The following is a 470-nucleotide window of genomic DNA, read 5'->3' as shown; positions in this document are numbered from 1 at the left end:
GATCTACCCCCCTTCCCTACCCGACGCTCTTCCGATCTACGTTCTCTATTGCCGTGAACTCCCGCTTGCCTTCCCCGCCTCGCTTAGTTTGAAACACGCGGTTGATATTCCGAGCGACAATCTTGAAATCCTTGACCGCATTGTCAGGAATGCTGCTCGCTTTTTCGATTAAGCCTGTCATGTCCTTCTCCTTATTCTCTTATTTCAGCGTGGAAGCACCCCGTATGTTTTAGCGCCCGAAGTCAGTCCGCCGTTCTTTCACACAGCGGAAAAGACCGCTTTTATTGGCAGGTGAGGCGAGAGAGGTATACCCTTGCCATACGAAAAAAACGCCGCGTCAGCCTTGTTTCCAAACCGTCCGTGCCTTCTCTTCATGATCACCGCAAGATTCCGGCGATAAGCGCCAGCACCGCCAATACGGCGAGCGCTCCCAGAAGCACGCCGCATTGCAGCTTGTCCCGTGTCGTCAT

The 470-nt window shown here is 53.6% G+C and carries 1 protein-coding gene; it reads right to left on the bottom strand.

Translation table 11 applies throughout. The annotated features are described in order from the left end of the window. Window positions 1-16 precede the first annotated feature (16 nt). Complete coding sequence (locus AWU74_RS14340) at window positions 17-181, bottom strand: hypothetical protein (protein ID WP_187150971.1); 165 nt, start codon at window positions 179-181, stop codon at window positions 17-19. Window positions 182-470: the final 289 nt, after the last annotated feature.

The sequence above is a fragment of the Treponema endosymbiont of Eucomonympha sp. genome, from assembly GCF_001028545.1.
This window is presented reverse-complemented; position numbering and strand designations above follow the sequence as displayed.